Annotated in this window: 19 protein-coding genes, 1 pseudogene and 1 other annotated feature; of the genes and pseudogenes, 2 read left to right on the forward strand and 18 right to left on the reverse strand. The window is 41.3% G+C overall.

Annotated features, from left to right (window positions below):
• Positions 1–118 precede the first annotated feature (118 nt).
• Entirely contained in the window at positions 119–664 is a 546-nt protein-coding gene (locus ACJROX_RS20555; protein ID WP_408007068.1) for a transcription repressor NadR, read from the forward strand.
• Positions 665–719: 55 nt separating this feature from the next.
• On the opposite strand, the gene ACJROX_RS20560 is transcribed toward ACJROX_RS20555, so the two are convergent.
• The 16 genes and pseudogenes from ACJROX_RS20560 to ACJROX_RS20635 all read right to left on the reverse strand — a co-directional run bounded on the left by ACJROX_RS20560 (position 720) and on the right by ACJROX_RS20635 (position 13,369).
• A complete protein-coding gene (locus ACJROX_RS20560) occupies positions 720–1,169 on the reverse strand; it encodes an ACT domain-containing protein (protein ID WP_408007069.1) in 450 nt (149 codons plus the stop codon).
• A gap of 105 nt (positions 1,170–1,274) precedes the next feature.
• Entirely contained in the window at positions 1,275–2,561 is a 1,287-nt protein-coding gene (gene obgE / locus ACJROX_RS20565; protein WP_408007070.1) for a GTPase ObgE, read from the reverse strand.
• A gap of 21 nt (positions 2,562–2,582) precedes the next feature.
• Positions 2,583–3,116 carry a Spo0B C-terminal domain-containing protein gene (locus ACJROX_RS20570; protein ID WP_408007071.1) on the reverse strand — a complete coding sequence of 178 codons (534 nt, stop codon included), beginning with the start codon at positions 3,114–3,116 and terminating at the stop codon, positions 2,583–2,585.
• Positions 3,117–3,254: 138 nt separating this feature from the next.
• On the reverse strand, positions 3,255–3,545 hold the full coding sequence (gene rpmA, locus ACJROX_RS20575) for a 50S ribosomal protein L27 (RefSeq protein ID WP_221566230.1): 291 nt from the start codon (positions 3,543–3,545) through the stop codon (positions 3,255–3,257).
• A gap of 20 nt (positions 3,546–3,565) precedes the next feature.
• Complete coding sequence (locus ACJROX_RS20580; RefSeq protein WP_408007072.1) at positions 3,566–3,889, reverse strand: ribosomal-processing cysteine protease Prp; 324 nt, start codon at positions 3,887–3,889, stop codon at positions 3,566–3,568.
• Positions 3,890–3,891: 2 nt separating this feature from the next.
• The gene (rplU, locus tag ACJROX_RS20585) at positions 3,892–4,200 is read right to left on the reverse strand and encodes a 50S ribosomal protein L21 (RefSeq protein ID WP_408007073.1); all 309 of its coding nucleotides are present in this window, start codon (positions 4,198–4,200) and stop codon (positions 3,892–3,894) included.
• A gap of 13 nt (positions 4,201–4,213) precedes the next feature.
• Positions 4,214–4,449, reverse strand: a sequence feature (ribosomal protein L21 leader region).
• 53 nt (positions 4,450–4,502) lie between these two features.
• A complete protein-coding gene (locus ACJROX_RS20590; protein ID WP_408007074.1) occupies positions 4,503–5,960 on the reverse strand; it encodes an Rne/Rng family ribonuclease in 1,458 nt (485 codons plus the stop codon).
• 60 nt (positions 5,961–6,020) lie between these two features.
• Positions 6,021–6,863: a M50 family metallopeptidase gene (locus ACJROX_RS20595; protein WP_408007075.1), complete on the reverse strand. Its 843-nt coding sequence runs from the start codon at positions 6,861–6,863 to the stop codon at positions 6,021–6,023.
• The gene (locus ACJROX_RS20600) at positions 6,863–7,597 is read right to left on the reverse strand and encodes a peptidoglycan DD-metalloendopeptidase family protein (protein WP_408007076.1); all 735 of its coding nucleotides are present in this window, start codon (positions 7,595–7,597) and stop codon (positions 6,863–6,865) included. Before ACJROX_RS20600 ends, ACJROX_RS20595 begins: the two co-directional genes overlap by 1 nt.
• 369 nt (positions 7,598–7,966) lie before the next feature.
• Positions 7,967–8,764 (reverse strand): septum site-determining protein MinD, encoded by a 798-nt coding sequence (gene minD, locus ACJROX_RS20605; protein ID WP_408007077.1) that lies wholly within the window; start codon positions 8,762–8,764, stop codon positions 7,967–7,969.
• 17 nt (positions 8,765–8,781) lie between these two features.
• Positions 8,782–9,471, reverse strand: a complete 690-nt coding sequence (gene minC / locus ACJROX_RS20610; protein ID WP_408007078.1) for a septum site-determining protein MinC — start codon at positions 9,469–9,471, stop codon at positions 8,782–8,784.
• 62 nt (positions 9,472–9,533) lie between these two features.
• Positions 9,534–10,052: a rod shape-determining protein MreD gene (mreD, locus tag ACJROX_RS20615; RefSeq protein WP_408007079.1), complete on the reverse strand. Its 519-nt coding sequence runs from the start codon at positions 10,050–10,052 to the stop codon at positions 9,534–9,536.
• Positions 10,049–10,942 (reverse strand): rod shape-determining protein MreC, encoded by an 894-nt coding sequence (gene mreC / locus ACJROX_RS20620; protein ID WP_408007080.1) that lies wholly within the window; start codon positions 10,940–10,942, stop codon positions 10,049–10,051. Before mreC ends, mreD begins: the two co-directional genes overlap by 4 nt.
• A 12-nt stretch (positions 10,943–10,954) precedes the next feature.
• Complete coding sequence (locus ACJROX_RS20625) at positions 10,955–11,998, reverse strand: rod shape-determining protein (RefSeq protein WP_408007081.1); 1,044 nt, start codon at positions 11,996–11,998, stop codon at positions 10,955–10,957.
• A gap of 74 nt (positions 11,999–12,072) precedes the next feature.
• Positions 12,073–12,807, reverse strand: a pseudogene (gene radC, locus ACJROX_RS20630) (DNA repair protein RadC).
• Positions 12,776–13,369, reverse strand: a complete 594-nt coding sequence (locus ACJROX_RS20635; RefSeq protein WP_408007083.1) for a Maf family protein — start codon at positions 13,367–13,369, stop codon at positions 12,776–12,778. Before ACJROX_RS20635 ends, radC begins: the two are co-directional and overlap by 32 nt.
• A gap of 151 nt (positions 13,370–13,520) precedes the next feature.
• Here ACJROX_RS20635 and ACJROX_RS20640 point away from each other — a divergent pair, with 151 nt between their 5' ends.
• Positions 13,521–13,718 carry a hypothetical protein gene (locus ACJROX_RS20640; RefSeq protein WP_408007084.1) on the forward strand — a complete coding sequence of 66 codons (198 nt, stop codon included), beginning with the start codon at positions 13,521–13,523 and terminating at the stop codon, positions 13,716–13,718.
• A 279-nt stretch (positions 13,719–13,997) separates the two neighbouring features.
• On the opposite strand, the gene ACJROX_RS20645 is transcribed toward ACJROX_RS20640, so the two are convergent.
• Both ACJROX_RS20645 and ACJROX_RS20650 read right to left on the reverse strand, forming a co-directional pair.
• The gene (locus ACJROX_RS20645) at positions 13,998–15,029 is read right to left on the reverse strand and encodes a hypothetical protein (protein WP_408007085.1); all 1,032 of its coding nucleotides are present in this window, start codon (positions 15,027–15,029) and stop codon (positions 13,998–14,000) included.
• A 161-nt stretch (positions 15,030–15,190) separates the two neighbouring features.
• Positions 15,191–15,442 carry a hypothetical protein gene (locus ACJROX_RS20650; protein WP_408007086.1) on the reverse strand — a complete coding sequence of 84 codons (252 nt, stop codon included), beginning with the start codon at positions 15,440–15,442 and terminating at the stop codon, positions 15,191–15,193.
• Positions 15,443–15,478: the final 36 nt, after the last annotated feature.

Below are 15,478 nucleotides of genomic sequence, written 5' to 3' on the forward strand. Positions count from 1 at the left end.
ATAATAAATATATGATGCACTTAAAATACATATTCATTTTGCCTGCGAAAGGCTCGTGATTCCTATTAGAGTTATGGTATCCTAAAAACGAAACTGTTGTTCTAGGAGGATATGTACGATGAAAGAAAGAGGAGACAAGGTCTTAGGAGAAGAACGGAGGGACCTTTTGCTTCAATGGCTGAAACAAAGTGCTTCTCCGCTGACCGGGAGTTATCTAGCAAAGAAGACAAATGTGAGCAGGCAAGTGATCGTTCAAGATATCTCGTTGTTGAAGGCTAGAAATGAACCAATTATGGCAACTGCACATGGATACCTATACTTTCAAACAGTTCCTTCAAATAAAAAATATTCAAGAATCATCGCATGCCAGCATTCTTCTGAAGAAACAATAGATGAACTGAATACAATCGTAGATTTTGGTGTAACTGTAAAAGATGTGACGATTGAACATCCTGTTTATGGAGATTTGACAGGAGCGATCATGCTCAAAAATCGTCATGATGTTGAACAATTCAAAAATAAGGTACAGGAGACGAACGCTTCGTATCTGCTTGAACTGACCGATGGAGTCCACTTGCACACTATAGAAGCAGATTCAGAAGTTCAGCTTGATCAAGTATGCCTCGCATTAGAAAATAAAGGCTATTTGTTGCCTCGTTCATAATTTCTCCATGAATAAAGGGGTGTTTCCAACGGACAAATGTCCAATTGAATCACCCCTAAGCTCCGGATCCGATTATACTGACTTGTCTCACATGTTCCAGCTTCTCAAGCGATTTAAGAATACCATTTATGTCTTCCTTGGAAGAGGCTGTTTCAATCGACATGGTGACATTCGCTCTTCCTTGCAGAGGAATGGTCTGGTGAATCGTCAATATATTACAACCTAACCCAGCAAGGATCCTCAATAAGGACGACAATGACCCAGAACGGTCTTCTAAGTGAATGGAAATCGATACGATTTTCTTTTGGACCATCGTTTCAAAAGGAAAAATCCGGTCACGATATTTATAGAATGCACTTCTGCTTAAATCTACAGCTCGCACCGCTTCATTGATTGTACTTACTTTCCCCGTTTCCAATAGCATTTTCGCTTCAAGAGTTTTAGTCATGGCTTCTGAGAGGACATCTTCCCTTACCAGATAAAAACGTTCACCCTTATGATCCATCTTAAAGCCTCCTGTTAGGAATTATTAACTCAGTATATAAGGATTAGCATTCGTTAGCAAATGTATAGTATTACAAGGTTAAAAAAAGACTGTCATTGCGACAGCCTATTCGATAAATTCAAATTCATAATCCATTATCCGGACTGTGTCCCCATCCTCTGCACCGCGTTTTCTGAGCGCTTCATCAATTCCCATCCTTCTCATTTGTTGAGCAAATCGTCGAACCGATTCATCTCTGGAGAAATCTGTCATTTTGAAGAGACGTTCAATTTTCGGACCGGAGATGACAAAAGTTCCATCATCCTCTCTCGAAAGTTCAAACGGCTGCTCTTCACGTTGATGCTTGTAAAGGACTCTTTCATCCTCTTCTTCCTCATCCTCAATCAATGGAAACTCTGGAGTCGTTTCTAACTTATTCGCAATTTCAAATAACAGATCCCTGACCCCATCCTTTGTAATAGCAGAGATTGGGAAGACCGGGTATTCATCACCAACCTGCTCTTTGAACAATTCCAGGTTTTCTTGTGCATCCGGCATGTCCATTTTGTTTGAAACAATAAGCTGCGGCCGTTCGGTCAACCGTAAATTATATTGTCTAAGCTCTTCATTGATTTTCAAAAAGTCTTCGTAAGGATCTCTACCTTCCATCCCAGACATATCAAGGACATGTACGATGACTCGTGTCCTCTCAATATGCCTTAAAAATTGATGTCCCAGGCCTACCCCTTCGTGTGCACCTTCAATCAATCCTGGCAAATCAGCCATGACAAAGCTCCGGTTATCATCTGTTTCAACAACACCGAGATTCGGGCTCAAAGTTGTAAAATGATACTCTGCTATCTTGGGTTTAGCTGCTGAAACAACGGATAAAAACGTGGATTTTCCAACACTCGGAAAGCCTACAAGCCCGACGTCTGCAAGCAGTTTCAATTCTAACGTGACTTCTCTTTCTTCACCTGGCTCACCATTTTCAGCCAATTCTGGGGCTGGGTTTTTAGGTGTTGCAAAGCGTGTATTGCCACGACCTCCACGACCGCCTTTTGCAATTACTGCTTGTTGGCCATGATCGACGAGATCAGCAATAACCTTTCCCGTCTTAGCTTCAGTTACGACTGTTCCTGGGGGAACTTTAACAATCATATTCTCTGCATTGCGGCCATGCATGTTTTTAGACATCCCATTTTCACCACGAGGAGCTTTGAAATGACGATTGTAACGAAAATCCATCAATGTCCTTAATCCTTCTTCAACTTGGAAAATGACATCTCCGCCTTTTCCCCCGTCTCCACCAGCCGGACCACCATCTGGTACATATTTCTCTCTTCGGAAAGCGACCATTCCATTACCGCCGTCCCCAGATTTTATAAAAACCGTTACCTGATCGACAAACATGATATTTCTCACCTCACCTTTTTATCCTAGCTCTAGGATATACAACAGTTCATTTTCCTGACAGTAGCTTTCGACGATTCTGATTGAATTATGTAAAGTATTCAGTGAATCTAACGTCTTACCATGTTCCAGATTGATCTTTCCAGCGAAATCATATGTAATTCTTGTTCGGTCATGGACCAATTGGATTGTAATCATCAAATGGGGTTCTCTGTCAGCATCCACCAAATTGTCGAGATGCCTTATGAATTCTTTTGTCCAATCATATATGGCATCGTCAAGCAAGGAAAGATCCTTTTCTTCACCAATCACTTCATAATCAATTCGATAAGTATTTTGCTGCCAATTATATGTCAATAAAAATTCGGCCATTTTGGGCATTCGAAGATTAGAAACTTTCGCTGCGTTTTTCGCTTCACGGACAACCTTTTCAATTATTTCTTTAGCTCGGTCAGTACGGTCCAGTGCCAAGTTCCCTTTTATCAATTGAAGATGGTTCAGCCAATCATGCCGAGCATGACGTAATAGACTTACAGGATCCCATTTTTCCTTCATATCAGCACTCCCAAACATTATAGTTTCCCAACCGGTCTTTGAAAGTCATGCTGTGTAAATCAATAAACTAACAAGCTTCATGATCAAAAACTGTGTAAGAAGAAAAAAACTCTAACCAGTCCGGTTAGAGTTTAAGTGTTACGCTTCTTTGGCTACTGGGTAAACACTTACTTGCTTACGGTTACGGCCAAGACGTTCAAAACGAACGACACCGTCTACCTTAGCGAATAAAGTGTCATCTCCGCCGCGGCCAACGTTCTTACCAGGGTAGATCTTTGTTCCGCGTTGACGGAAAAGAATTGACCCACCAGTAACAGTTTGTCCGTCAGCTCTCTTAGCTCCTAGACGCTTAGAGATTGAGTCACGACCGTTCTTTGTACTACCAACACCCTTTTTGGATGCAAAATATTGCAGGTTTAATTTAAGCATGAGATGCACCTCCTTAAAACCTAATTGATTTTGATATATTGTCCATATTCACGTTCGATTGACTTCAATGCAACCAGCATACCTTCAAGTAAAAGCTGTATTTTCTCTGATGTTTGTTCACTTACAGAGGAAGGTGTTTTAAATGTAAAATAGCCGCCATCCTCACGAGTCTCCACTTCAGGTTCAACCTCGCAGAGCTCTTCAATTGCATTAACGGCTCCAAAGGAAACAGCTGTAACAGCTGCGCAGACTAGATCATGGCCATATGGACCAGATTCTGCATGCCCCGTTATGCTGAACGACACGATTTTACGCTGATCACGATTAATATTGACCCTTAACATGATTATACGTTAATTTTGTCAATAACAACTTTTGTGTATGGTTGGCGATGTCCTTGTTTACGTCGATAATTCTTTTTAGGCTTGAACTTATAAACAACGATTTTTTTTGCACGGCCTTGCTTGTCGACTTTAGCCGTTACAGTCGCTCCGTCAACTAGTGGGCTTCCGACTTTAACGTCATCTCCACCTACCATCAATACACGGTCGAATGTAATTGTGTCGCCTGCTTCTGCATTCACTTTCTCAATGTAAAGCTCTTGTCCTTCTTGCACACGGGTTTGTTTTCCGCCAGCTTCAATAATTGCGTACATCATATGCACCTCCTGTTTTACTCAGACTCGCCATTGCAGGTGCTTCTGAATGAATAAAGCCGCCGTATTTCTTCGTTGCGTCGTTACTGCGGTCCTCAAATAGGAATTCCTATTATCCGGTCCTCATAAACTTCCGCGCCTAGAACTACTCGACTCTATTGCTTCAACTTTCACATAAATTGAGCAGCGAATTGCTCCTTTTATCTGAATCTAAGCTTGAAAACCTGCTTTGTGCGGTTGGAGCATGAGGCTCCAAAAACTAACGAAAAAATCATACCATAAAATTAAAGGTATTGTCAACGCTATTCCTTATTTATACGTGTTTCAATCTCCTCGTATCGGCCAATTTGACGAAGGTTGAAATAAGGATGCTCCACATCAGTTTTTTCCGTTATATACAGTTTAGCAGATACCAGGCTCGAGAGTCTATCTTCCCAGCTTTCTTCTGGATCTTTAATAAAAAGCAGTAATGGTTTCGATACTTCGACCCAAATTCCTTCCTCATCTGTATTTCGATATTGGAATAATTCCCGTTCAAAAGCATAATAGACTGATTCCGTCGACAGTTGTCTATGGCTTGCTTTACAAAGAGCACACTTTTCGGTCATCAGTGCTGAGAGGCTGTCTTTCACCTTCTGCCGGGTGAGTTCCAATAAGCCGAGTGCTGTAAATCCATGTATTCTAGTTCGAATTGGATCTTGTATAAGCCGATCTTCAAGACGTTGAAGGACTTTCATTTGATGTTCCTTATTGTTCATCCGGATGAAATCGATGACGATCATCCCGCTGATATTACGAAGCCTCAACTGTTTCGCGGCCTCTTCAGCTGCGTAAAGATTCGTCTCCAATATTGATTGGCTGCGGTCTTGTTTACCGGTGTATTTTCCAGTGTTCACATCTATTACAGTTAAAGCTTCTGTCGGATCGATGTTGATATGCCCGCCATTTTTCAGCCAGACAACTGACTGCAGTGCTTTATGTATCGACTGCTCGATATTATGATGATTAAAGATGTTTTCCGAACCTTTATATAGATGAGTCTGTTTTGAGAAGTCTGGATAACTTCGTTTAAAGGATTGATACTGGTTGAAATCATCAAAGATATACTCCGCCTGCTCGTTCGATGTATGTGCTAAAGCGCGCTCAATCAGCGTATTACCTTCAAACAGCAGCGAGATCCGTTTCAAATTTTCCGCTTTTCCTGACAATGAGGCCCATTGCCCCCTGAGTCTCGATACTTCTTGCTCCAAAATGTCAAAAGATGCTTCTGTGCTTGATGTCCGCATAATCACCCCTTCTTGACCGGTTAGAAGACTTGTTCCAACGTCTTTCATACGCTTTGTCTCTTCAACTGAGAGCTTTTTAGAAACCGCTGTGTAGTTTCCAAACGGCAAATAAACAAGGTTGTCCCCAGGCAGTGTGAGGTTTTCCGTAAGGAGAGGTCCCTTGCTTTTTGAAGCTTCCTTTTTAACTTGCACAATGATCCATTGCCCTTCATGAATCTTTTCAGAAATAGAGTTATTTTTCTTTTCTTTATTATTATCAACCAGATCAGTGTCATGGATGAATCCATTTTGCTCAAAACCAACATCTATAAATGCCGCTTGTATGCCAGGCAATACTTTTACGACACGGCCCAAATAAATATTCCCGGCTTTCGGATAGGTATTTGGCCGTTCAAAGATCACTTCAATCAATTTGCCATCCTCGACAATCGCAGCTCTCTTTTCAGATGTTGTTACATTAAATAAAATCTGCATCAATTTGCTTCCTCACTTCTTAATGTCAACCATTAGTTGAAATATGAACCTCCCTATATTTTAACGAAAAAGATCCTTGATTGCACATGTACCAGCACTCTGCTTGAAGTAAGCCGTCAATATATCCTTTTCTTTGCACATGTAAGGAGGAGCAGATTTTATTAATATATCATGATTGCAGCCTTTATATAATCCGGACAGCACATTCTCGACAGTTGTTGTCGGCTGTACGGTGATAATCTTGTTTCGCTTGGCTTTTTCCTTACCAGTCATCCGTTCAAGCAAAAAGCGGATATACATATACGGCTGGTGTTTCCATTCAACATAATGGGCATAAAGCAAGAAGGATAAAATGATGAGCAGGTTCAAGTGAACAGAAAACCAAATAAAAGATACCACTGCAAAAATAAGAAGAAATCCACAAGAGAGCATCAACATGGATTTCTTTGCTTTTTTATAAGGGGAAAACAAGGTAAGCAATAGAAATAGGAGCTTCCCGCCATCCAGCGGCCAGATCGGAAGAAGGTTGAATAATAATATCATCCAATTCATCGCTATAATAAGTTCAAGTAAATAAGGATCGCCTATACCAGATGACAAACCGGTAATACCTAAAGCGATCATCCAGACATGCTGGATTGGACCTGCTACTGTGACAATGACCTCCTCATGATAAGGACGATTTCCGTATTCGTCCATTTCTGCTACCCCGCCAAAGGGTAGCAATTCGACTTTAACTAATCGCCACTTAAAAAAGATCGCTGCTAAAGCGTGGCCGAGCTCGTGAATGAGAATTACGAGAAAAAAGATGAGGAATTCACGAAAGTGACCGGTTACGACGCCAATCAAGGCAATCAGCCATAGAAGCGGGTTTATTCGAATTAAAGTGAAAACCTTCATCATTACTCGGTAGACAGTACTTTCAAGGGATCTACAAATCCACCATCATCTTTGATTGCAAAATAAAACATACCCGCCTCTGATCCTTCTTCCTTTGTTACTTTTCCGAGATTCGCGCCTAAGTCGATGTAATTATAAAGTTTGATGCCATCATCAATCCTATCGAGCTTTCCATACCACGATTCACTGCCGTCAAAATGCTGGACAACAACAGTTTTACCTAATTGATCCTTTTCTCCAACAAAAATGACAAAGCCTTCCTTAATGGCCGAGACATGGGATTGATTCCCTGTCTCCAACAATATACCTTGTCCGTTGTCTTCAAACGTTTGAAGGACTTTCGTGTTTGCTGGCAATGCATAATCTTGCATCTTCTTACTCGTATTGGCCACATCCTTATCCTTACTTTCAGTCGGGAACAATGCAATCGGTTTACCGAATTTATCTTCGTACCATCCGGCAATAGAAGCAAATTGAAATTCCTGCTCAAATGAATTATGGACAAAAGTACGTAAAGGATCAAGGTTATCGGATGGGTTCTTAAACACAATTCCTACAATCAAAAATAAGCAAACGGCTGCCATCATTCGAAAAAGGAACCCTTGAGAAGAAAATAAAGGATGTTCCCCGTTATTTGGACCTTTGTCATATTTTGGAAAGGAATGATCGGAACCAGGCTTTTGGCTTTTTATATGGTTGTGATACCTTTTCCGTATCTCATCTGCTCTGCTTTTCATAAACACCCATCCTCTACATCAAGTTTGTACATGTTTATGACTTGTCCTGAGTGTTTATGACAGGTTAAGTAGACAATATCGTTCAGGACAGAATAAGGCTCCAACCTAATCCAAAACAATTATCAATATTTAGTAGGGGTTGATTTTTAGCTGTAAATTACTTTGGCAAGCTCATTCTTTTGTTTTTCATATGGAAAACCTCTCAAACCGCTTTAAAGTAATGGCCACAAAGCTTAATTTGCACCATTGGGTATACTGTTCATCTTCCCCTTCAAAAAAGCAAATGAAGATGAAAGCAAAGTAGCCTCTGATGACACAAAATACAAAAAGCCGAATCCAACAGGTTATCCTGAAGGATCCGGCTTCGGTTTATGCTCTCATTCCGAAGAATTGCTTCACTTTTTTCAATAGACCTTTATCTTCCTCTAATGACATTAACGGTACGGATTCCCCAAGAATCCTGCGTGCGATGTTCCGGTAGGCCTGTGAGGCTTTCGTATCAGGATTCAACGCAATCGGTTCACCGCGGTTTGAAGCACGAATGACAAGTTCATCATCCGTTACGATTCCCAACAATTCCACTGCTAAAATCGATACGATTTCATCGACATCCAAGGAGTCACCGCTTTCCATCATATGTGCCTTCAATCGGTTGACGATCAGCTTAGGAGGTTCGATATCTTCCTGTTCCAATAGACCAATGATTCGATCAGCATCCCGGACTGAAGAGGTTTCAGGATTTGTCACGACAATTGACTTATCAGCGCCCGCAATTGCATTCTTGAATCCCTGTTCAATACCTGCAGGACAATCGATGATGACATAATCATAATCCTGCTTAAGTTCCGTTACCATTTTCTTCATTTGCTCAGGTTTGACGGCACTTTTATCCTTTGTCTGAGCTGCCGGTAATAGGTACAGACACTCAAATCTCTTATCTTTTATTAAAGCTTGATGTAACTTACAACGGTCATGGGCAACATCTACCAAATCGTAGATAATACGATTTTCAAGGCCCATGATCACATCCAGGTTTCGAAGGCCGATGTCTGTATCGATCAAACAAACCTTCTTTCCAAGAAGTGCAAGTGATGTCCCAATGTTGGCTGTGGTTGTGGTTTTTCCAACTCCGCCTTTTCCAGATGTAATAACGATAGCTTCACCCACAAAACATTCCCCTTTCCCTACAATCGGTTTAAACCGGGTCTAATCTGGTGTAGTATGTGCATACGATCGAATTTGATGGTATTGTCTTCTTCATCTAAATAAGCACACTCACCAGAATACGCTTGTTCATTTTCTTCATCATTTATAAATTGATCTGCTATACGAATTAAGGTTGGATTCAATACAGAGGCTGCTACAACGGCTGATTTACGTCCTTCACAGCCTGCATGTACATTTCCTTTCAAGGTTCCCATCACGAATATATTTCCAGTAGCTGCGACGGTACCACCAGGATTCACATCACCCACTAATAGTAAGTCGCCCTGGACCTTCAATATCTGACCAGAGCGTATCATTCGGCTTACAGAAGTGATTTCATTCTCTTTTTTCATGAACTCTGCTTCTTCACGCGTAATGACATCTGATTCAATCATATCGACGATCAGGTTCTTCTTTTGATAAATGATATTTCTCAAGATCTCTTCTTGAGTTTCATTCAAATATCGTTTACCTACTTTCACTTTCACCGTAATTTTCGGGCTCTCTGAAGAATCCTCGGTTCCAGGATGGATCAGCTTCGTTTCGAGCTCTTCCAAAAGTTGATCAAAGGAGCAAGTATCATCGAGATGAAGAATAAGTCCTTCTTTCGTCCCCTTTATTGTTACGTAATGAGTATTTGATTTTTTTTGTCTTTGTTTCTGTGCCATTACCCTGTTCACCTCAACATACACAAATTCGACAATGTCAAATGGGATTCCTTTTTTCCACTCTATTTTTCTTGCAGTTCCATGGCTATATCAAGCAGCCATTTCCGGAGTGGGTAATAGACCAAAACGACGAATACACCATTTAGGATCAAGGTCGGAAGATAACGCTGATAGATAAAGGTTTCCAACATAACTTTCGATACACCTATTAAGCTATATAAACCATAAATCAAAAATTCAAATGCAGAAAGGCCTATAATCATGATGAATAATGTCACAAATATGTTTGTATGAAAGTACCTGGCTATGAAAGCCGTCACATATGCCGTCAATCCCATTGAAAACATATACACACCAATCAAATCAGTGAAAATCACATCGTATAACAGTCCGAAAGCAATCCCATAAACAACACCCCGAATTGGTGAAATATACATGGCACTAAAGCAAACCATGACCACGACGAAACGCGGTATAAGAATTGTTTCATTATCACTATGCTGTGGGGTGAACACTTGCATGATCGTACTTTCGCTTATAAAAACAAGGTATGTAACAAAAGGAAGAAGAAATCGGATCATGGCGTTTCTTCCTCCTCTATTTGATCGGAATCATCAAGTTCTACATCCACTTCTTCCATCTTCCGCTTGACGACCATCACATGATCGATATCATATAGATCTGCAGCAGGCTCTATGTAGGCAGTTTGCGTAGGTTCCACCTTATCAGGTATAACTTCGACGACCTTCCCGATCTCCAGGCCTTTTGGAAAGATACCTCCAAGACCAGATGTTGTCACAGTTTGTCCTTCTTTCAATTCCTTATCGATCGGAATCATCTTCATCAAAAGAACTTTCTTCTTATCATCAAACCCTTGGATAAGACCGTGTACTCTCCCTTTTTCACCATTCACAACCGCCGAGATACGGCTATTAGGATCATGGCTGCTTACCAATTCGACACTTGAATGGAAGGCTGAAACCTTATCAATCTTGCCAATCAACCCTTTTGAAGTGATTACAGGCATATCCGGTTCAATTCCAGCTTTCTTCCCTTTATTGATATTGACGGATTGATACCATCTCTCTGGTGACCTTCCGACAATTGTGGCCTGCCAAATTGTATAATCTGTCAGGCTGTCTTCTTTCTTTATTGTATCTCTTAAAGTTTCATTTTCTTTCTTCAAATCCTTCACACGACTTGCGAGGTTATCATACTCATTCAACTGTAACTTCAGGACTCTGTTTTGTTCATAGATTTCTTTCATCTCTACTACATTCCCAAAGAAACCCGCTACAAAGTGTGCGGGTTTATAAAAGACAGATTGGGTCCATCCAACGGTATCATGCAAAAATTGTTCCGGCCATGAAATGTTTTCCCTTTCTTTCATCGAAAAACCGATCATAGCCACTAGAACAATCATACTTACTAGTAGAATAATCAATCGTTTATTAGAGAAAAACTGCGGCACGACTCACACCTCTTACGATTTTGATTTAGATCGGCCGCCGCCAAATCCTGGTTTACTGCTGATTTGTTGGTAGTTTTCGATTGCGCGACCAGTACCAATCGCAACGCAGTCCAAAGCATTTTCAGCTACGATGACAGGCATTTTTGTTTCTTCACTGATGACGCGGTCAAGGTTACGAAGAAGTGCACCTCCACCAGTCAACACAATTCCACGATCCATGATATCGGCAGCAAGCTCAGGTGGAGTCTTTTCCAGTGCCAGCTTGACCGCATCCATGATCGTATCGACTGTATCCTTCAATGCCCCTGCTACTTCTTCTCCAGAAATCGTAATCGTCTTCGGCAATCCTGTTAAGAGATCACGTCCACGGATGTCCATTTCTTCAATACCATCAGAAACATCTGCAGAGCCGATGTCCAGTTTGATCGTTTCGGCTGTACGTTCACCGATGATGACATTATATGTCTTTTTGATGTACTGGATGATGGCGTCATCCATTTCGTCACCAGCAACACGGATCGATTGCTTTTCGACGATCCCACCGAGTGAGATGATTGCGACTTCCGTTGTTCCTCCACCGATATCTACCACCATACTTCCAGTAGGCTCCCAAACTGGCAGATCAGCGCCGATAGCAGCTGCAAGAGGTTCTTCGATGGTTTCGACCTCACGAGCTCCTGCTTGCTTTGTCGCTTCTTTTACCGCGCGCTCTTCCACATGAGTGATTCCAGATGGTACACAAACCATGACGAATGGCTTTCTTGAAAAGACCGAACGATTCCTCTGGGCTTGTTGAATATAGTACTTCATCATTGTTGCAGTCGTGTCATAATCTGCAATGACACCGTCTTTCATCGGACGCCTAGCAACGATGTTTCCAGGTGTACGTCCAATCATGTTCTTTGCAGCATTACCAACAGCTTCAATGTCCCCACTTTTCGTGTTGATTGCAACAACGGAAGGTTCACGTACGACTACACCCTTCCCTTTCACATATACAAGCGTATTCGCTGTACCTAAATCAATTCCCATATCTCTTGAAAATCCACCAAACATTTATGTAAATCTCCCTTCATTACAAGCAAAACTCATAACTTTGATTATACTCCAAACAGTAAAGCTTGAACAGTCTAAACGTAGCCTTTTTCTTTAAGACTTACGAATTTTTGATCACCGATGATGATATGGTCCAATAAATCGATTCCGATGATTTTCCCGCACTCTGACAATCGCTGAGTCACTTCAATATCTTCACGACTTGGATTCGGATCACCGCTCGGATGGTTATGGAAGCAGATGATTGAAGCCGCTGAACGGCGCATCGCTTCTTTAAATACTTCTCTCGGGTGTACAATCGATGCATTCAAACTTCCGATAAAAACTGTTTGTTTATGCAGCACTTGATTCTTCGTGTTCAAATAAATACATATAAAATGCTTTTGTGACAAGAAACGCATTTCATCCATTACATACTTGGCTCCATCATCAGGTGAACGAATGATATATCGATCATCTATCTGAAGCCTGTTCACTCGTTTTCCAAGTTCAAGGGACGCCAGAATTTCTACCGCTTTCGCATTTCCTATGCCTTAGACGGCAATAAGTTCATCGATCGTGGCATCCTTTAAAAGGTTCAATCCTTCAAACTGGTGGATCAATCTATGTGAGAGTTGAAGAACAGATACTTCTTTTGTTCCTGAACGTAATATGATAGCGAGCAGCTCTTGATTGGAGAGGACGCTGGCCCCTTCTTTCAACATACGCTCTCTTGGCCTTTCATTCAATGGAAAATCACGGATTGTAAGGGGTTTGATTCCCAAATATACATCCTCCTTAGGATTTATTCCGTGACTGACTAAGATCATTGGTTATTCCGAATTTTTTCAATTCACGCACTGTCCGTGCTAATGGCAAACCGACTACATTGTAATAATCTCCCTTGATTTCTTTGACCAAGGTTGAACCATAGCCTTGAATCCCATATGCTCCTGCCTTATCCGAGCTTTCTCCAGTACTTACGTATTCTTCTATTTCCTCAGAAGTAAGATTCCAAAACTTCACTTCGGTTACTCCATGAAAAATTTCCTCTTTTTCTTCACAAATAATCGCAGTGCCAGTGAATACATAATGCAATTGGCCTGATAACATTGTCAGCATGTCGAAAGCCTCTTTGTCGTTTTCAGGTTTCCCTAAAATCTGATTATTGAACACGACAACAGTATCCGCCCCTAATACAACCTGAGACGAGTTTTTCCTGTAGATGTCTTGAGCTTTATGTAGAGCTAGTTGTTCGACAAATTGTGCCGGAGAGAAGTCGCCGCTTATGTTTTCGGATACAGAACTTTTTTGGACAGTAAAAGATAGGTGGGCAATTTCGAGTAATTCTTTACGTCGAGGTGAGCCTGAGGCTAAGATGAGGCTTTTCATGCAATCACCCTTTACGTCTAGAGTAGAGGTTATGATTGTCATTCCACTACTTTTGAAGGGATTATTTACAGAATATCAAATCCCTTCCAGTAAGACAACCAAAAATAGTCATTTCCCTCCTTTAGTATGATTCGTAAAGGAGGGTCGCTTTATGACTATATTTTTGTCGAATTATAGAAAAAATTTGGAGGTAATATTTCACAGTGCATTGAAGTTCTTTTTTGAGGATTCTATTATGGTGATTTTCGCGAAATTCACTCCCTTTCCGCGGGCGATCCGCAAGCCTCCTCGCTCACTTGCACAGGATGTACTGGCTTCGACGTTCACCACAGGACGTGGTGGTATTTAGTCGAAGTTCATTATTATGGTCGAAGTGCATTATTATACTCGAAGATCCTTAAATCGCTGCGGGGTATCGCCTGGCTCGCTTTTCCCGTAGGAGTGGCGTGAATATCGCTTAAAGAATCTCTAAAGAAAACCTGGCAAAGCAATACTTTGGCGAAGGCAGAAACATAGGTCCTCGAGAAACAAATGCACCCCTTGGTGTTGAGTGTTTCTTTCGAAGCCACCAGCTTCTACACTTATATACAGGAAGTAGTTATACTAATTTTGAGGGTAAACAAACCTATTAAAAGCTGTTTATCAATGATTTGTAATGGATCACAGCATCCAGCTTCGCCTGCTGTAAATCCCATTTGTCATCCGTATTTTCAGATATTGTCGAAAGAGCGTTGATGAATGCTACGGACTTTTCCTGTTGTTCCGTTGAGAGGACAGAAACGGAACCGAGAGATTCGTTCTTCCACCCTAGCATTTCAGACTGCATGCCATTGATTTCTTCCGCATCGGCTGCCAACACTTTTTCAAATAATACCTTTCCTGACTCAACCCATTGAAGCTGATTTTCGTCATTCACAACTATCTCTTCTCCAGAAACCGTCCATCCTTTCGAATACGCATCAGATATGATGGTCTGATAATCAGGAAGGAGGGCACTTAAATCTTCAGAATTACCTACCCCAAGGAGAACACGGTTGTCCCCCGGATCGAATACAGCTGCAAATCCTCCAGCTTTCACTTGGTCGACGACTTCTTGAGCACTTTCGCTGGACGTAAAGACGCCACCTTGGATGATATTCGTTTCAATCGAAACATCAATAGAAGCCGCTTCACTAGCTGTACCAGTCGATTCTGCCGTTGGTCCTGCAGGACTTTCCTGAACGATCCCTGCTGATTGTGATTCTGATTGCGATTGGAACCCTTCTCCAGTGAAAATCATCAAAACGACCAATCCGATCATACATCCGATGATAACCGCCCCCCCAATCGGAAGCAGCATGCGCTTCGGAAATTGGAAAGGCACTTTCGGAGTCGGAAGCTGCCCTTTAAAAGACATACGCTGTTTCTTTCTATGAATCGGCAGACCTGGTTTACGGTCATAGGAAATCGGCACGTAATCTTCCAATTGCTTTTCACTACGGTTTTGATGAAAAAAATAAGCATTCGAGGATTGTTTATCCTTTGGGAGAACCCATTCAAATGGAGTATCAATGGATTCTCGATCAATTGCTGCTGCTACTTCCGGCTCGTCCTTTATCTCGGTCACTGGCCTATCCTTCCCGTTCACTTTGATCGATATTTTGTTCGGATCATTCTGCATCCCTATCAACTCCTTCTATACTCAATGTATTCTATGTACAAAGGTCCCCTGTTAGAACCCGAATGGTAGAGTAGTAGGGTGAATATACCATAACGGAACTAAAAAAGAACAAGACCTCTGTCGTCTTGTCCTTGAAAGCGTTCGAGTTATTTTGACAAATATTATTTTTGATAGTAAGTTCTAATTTCCATTTGATAGGTCAACGGTTTAGCATCCTCTTCCCCACTCGTAGTCTCCATAGATAGAATTTTGTAGAACCGCTCCGATTGTTCAAATGTATCAATAAACGTTTTAATAGAATCTACGTTTGGGGACTTTACAAGGACAGAAAACGTATACGATTGTAATACCGATAAAAGTTCTTGTCCGTCACCACTGACATTATCACTTGATTCATTGTTTTCTTGTTGCATGAGGACTTCTTGGATTTCGCTTTTAGATTCAGCTTC

It is taken from the genome of Pseudalkalibacillus sp. A8 (genome assembly GCF_045920555.1).
In the GTDB taxonomy this organism is placed as follows: domain Bacteria; phylum Bacillota; class Bacilli; order Bacillales; family Fictibacillaceae; genus Pseudalkalibacillus.

Excerpts from the sequence above, each read along its gene's own strand:
- ACJROX_RS20555 (WP_408007068.1), top strand. The coding sequence starts at position 119 with ATGAAAGAAAGAGGAGACAAGGTCTTAGGAGAAGAACGGAGGGACCTT.
- ACJROX_RS20595 (WP_408007075.1), bottom strand. The coding sequence starts at position 6,863 with ATGATGAAGGTTTTCACTTTAATTCGAATAAACCCGCTTCTATGGCTG.
- ACJROX_RS20590 (WP_408007074.1), bottom strand. The coding sequence starts at position 5,960 with ATGCAGATTTTATTTAATGTAACAACATCTGAAAAGAGAGCTGCGATT.
- ACJROX_RS20570 (WP_408007071.1), bottom strand. The coding sequence starts at position 3,116 with ATGAAGGAAAAATGGGATCCTGTAAGTCTATTACGTCATGCTCGGCAT.
- rplU (WP_408007073.1), bottom strand. The coding sequence starts at position 4,200 with ATGTACGCAATTATTGAAGCTGGCGGAAAACAAACCCGTGTGCAAGAA.
- ACJROX_RS20635 (WP_408007083.1), bottom strand. The coding sequence starts at position 13,369 with ATGAAAAGCCTCATCTTAGCCTCAGGCTCACCTCGACGTAAAGAATTA.
- ACJROX_RS20625 (WP_408007081.1), bottom strand. The coding sequence starts at position 11,998 with ATGTTTGGTGGATTTTCAAGAGATATGGGAATTGATTTAGGTACAGCG.
- ACJROX_RS20645 (WP_408007085.1), bottom strand. The coding sequence starts at position 15,029 with ATGCAGAATGATCCGAACAAAATATCGATCAAAGTGAACGGGAAGGAT.
- minC (WP_408007078.1), bottom strand. The coding sequence starts at position 9,471 with ATGGCACAGAAACAAAGACAAAAAAAATCAAATACTCATTACGTAACA.
- ACJROX_RS20650 (WP_408007086.1), bottom strand. The coding sequence starts at position 15,442 with ATGCAACAAGAAAACAATGAATCAAGTGATAATGTCAGTGGTGACGGA.
- ACJROX_RS20580 (WP_408007072.1), bottom strand. The coding sequence starts at position 3,889 with ATGTTAAGGGTCAATATTAATCGTGATCAGCGTAAAATCGTGTCGTTC.
- obgE (WP_408007070.1), bottom strand. The coding sequence starts at position 2,561 with ATGTTTGTCGATCAGGTAACGGTTTTTATAAAATCTGGGGACGGCGGT.
- mreD (WP_408007079.1), bottom strand. The coding sequence starts at position 10,052 with ATGATCCGATTTCTTCTTCCTTTTGTTACATACCTTGTTTTTATAAGC.
- rpmA (WP_221566230.1), bottom strand. The coding sequence starts at position 3,545 with ATGCTTAAATTAAACCTGCAATATTTTGCATCCAAAAAGGGTGTTGGT.
- ACJROX_RS20640 (WP_408007084.1), top strand. The coding sequence starts at position 13,521 with ATGACTATATTTTTGTCGAATTATAGAAAAAATTTGGAGGTAATATTT.
- ACJROX_RS20600 (WP_408007076.1), bottom strand. The coding sequence starts at position 7,597 with ATGAAAAGCAGAGCAGATGAGATACGGAAAAGGTATCACAACCATATA.
- ACJROX_RS20560 (WP_408007069.1), bottom strand. The coding sequence starts at position 1,169 with ATGGATCATAAGGGTGAACGTTTTTATCTGGTAAGGGAAGATGTCCTC.